We start from the raw sequence: 2316 nt of genomic DNA on the forward strand, positions 1-2316 counted from the left end.
CGCATGGCTTATTGATTGATGCCAAAGGCCGACTTTGGGTGTCGTTTGAATTTGAGGGCAGAGTGGTGTGTTTGGATAAAGATTTCAATATCGTGCAGTCGATTGATGTACGAATGTACACGCAAGGAGCAAAAACTCCGATAAACCCTGCACCGCACGGAATTGGACTGGACGCCGACGGCGAAACGATTTGGTTTACAGGAAAACGAACAAGTACGCTGGGCAAGATTAACCCTAACGGAACAGTTGAGCATTTTGAGTTACCTCAATTGGCTGCTATGCCGATTTTTCTTTCGGCTGGACCTGATAGGATTGAACCTGATAAAAAAAGGATTTGGGGAACACAATTATTGGGGAATAAAATTTATAATGCTACTAAAGATGGTGTTGTGACGGAATTTTCAATTCCAACAGCCAATAGCCGCCCGATTGCTATCATACCAGACCCAGCAGGGACTTTTATGTGGTTTACGGAAGAGGCAGGAAATAAAATCGGACGAATTGATATGGATGGTAATATCACTGAATTTAGCGTGCCGATGGTTCAGAAAAATGTCATTTTAGGCTCACTTTCGTTCGATAATGAAGGAAACATTTGGGTACAATGCTACGTAAAACACGATGCACCAATGAGCATGGACCATCATGATATGGGCGAAATGCAACAGTCAGTAGCTGAAAATGATTATGTGGTGAAGTTTGATAAGTCTATCCGCCAATCGCCGAACGGAGATATTGCTGGTGTGCCGATTTTTTGGTACAAAACACCCTCACAACGAACCATGATGCACCGCATACGCATGGGGAATGACGGCAATTTATGGTTTACCGAAATGGATACCGATACACTGGGCAAGATAACTTTGAGGTAATTGGAATATAGGGCTTCTTCAATTTTACAAATTTACTATGAGCCATTTTATTAATTGATGTTACGCAGGCCATCGGTTCGATTCATTTTGTAGATGTCGATTTTAATCGACGGTGGTAATTGTTAGGACAAATTAAGTTCTATTGGAATGGTACATTTATTATATGGGTCGTTCCGATGGAACTTTAAACGCCATATACATCGTCTTCACCATCGATTGAAATCGACGGCTACAAGATGAGACAATCCTACGGATTTAAAAAAATGCTTAACATCAGTCATTTTTAAAATTTGATAAAACATAATTCATTGCTGTCAGTTTCAACTGACGGAATATTGAATAAGAACAAAACAAATTTGACTTTAGTCAAACCATATATTGAGACTAAAGTCAAATTTGTTTGTATAAAGTACCCGTCAGCTAAAGCAGACGGCAATGAATGATTTCATTAATAAAATTGTAAATGAATCATTTTTCAAAACACAATCGGTTTAAACTGAATATCAACCCTTCGATTTCGTTCTCGGCCTTCCCATGTATTATTATCATAAGCAGGTGCATCGAAAGCAAAATCTTTAAATTTAATCTTCTCTTGCGGAATATCCATTGCTTTGAGCAGGTCAATCACCGAGGCACTTCTCATTCGACTAAGATACTCGTTAAATTCACGTCCACCAATATTATCAGTGTGGCTCATGATATTGATTTCGTAGTATTCGAGGTGCTTGATGTTCTTCACAAAATCATATAAATCTTGGGCTTGTTGTTTACTGATGTAGGCACTGCCACCACCAAAATAAATACTTCGTACCATTTCTTTTACTTCCTGACTAAAGGCAGTATTCAAAGAAAAAAGGAGTAAAGCCAAAAGCGTTTTCATGTGATTGTAGTTTTGAACAAGTGCTTCATCAAATTTATGAAAAAAATACTACAATCGCTCAATATTTTCATCAATCCAATGAGCGTGTTCTTTCAACCAAGATTTCATTCGACTGATTTCTTTTTCGTGCGAACCCTTTGTTGAATTTGGCGTAATTCTTTCATTCAGAATATCCCATCGCTCGAAGTTTCGTGCCACCATTCCTTTTTCAGTGATTTCCTTATTAAAGCCATCAATCGTTTTATCGAGTTGATTATCAGATAGTTGTTTTGTTCGCAAAGCTTTCCATCTGGCAATTAGTTTGTTTTTGAAAGCCTCATCCGATACCAAGCGTTTCCACCAAAAAGGCACAAGCCAAGCATCGCCTGAGCAGTATTGGTTATACTGAAATACCCAAGCGTGGCGATTCATGCCATCACAGAAGCCATTATCAGAGCCAAAGGCAATGTCAAAGTCCCAGATTGGGCCCATTTGTAGTTTTTGGCCCCGGTCTTTTTGTAGATAGGTGCTGAGTCGATAGCCATCGTGGTTTTGCATGAGTTCGGTCAAGATGAAAAAATCAAT

3 protein-coding genes are annotated in these 2316 nt (G+C 39.1%); 1 reads left to right on the plus strand and 2 read right to left on the minus strand.

Translation table 11 applies throughout. The features are described 5' to 3' along the window. A partial coding sequence (locus ACOVO2_RS00320; protein WP_421768060.1) for a virginiamycin B lyase family protein occupies window positions 1-872 on the plus strand: 872 nt, incomplete at its 5' end. Between the two features lie 475 nt (window positions 873-1347). Here the strand turns inward: ACOVO2_RS00320 and ACOVO2_RS00325 are convergent. Both ACOVO2_RS00325 and ACOVO2_RS00330 read right to left on the minus strand, forming a co-directional pair. Further along, a complete protein-coding gene (locus ACOVO2_RS00325) occupies window positions 1348-1752 on the minus strand; it encodes an OmpA family protein (protein ID WP_421768061.1) in 405 nt (134 codons plus the stop codon). Window positions 1753-1800: 48 nt separating this feature from the next. After that, window positions 1801-2316, minus strand: a 516-nt coding sequence (locus ACOVO2_RS00330) for a CotH kinase family protein (protein ID WP_421768062.1), incomplete at its 5' end; no start/stop codon positions are given.

The sequence above is a fragment of the Emticicia sp. genome, assembly GCF_049241225.1.
In the GTDB taxonomy this organism is placed as follows: Bacteria; Bacteroidota; Bacteroidia; order Cytophagales; family Spirosomataceae; genus Emticicia.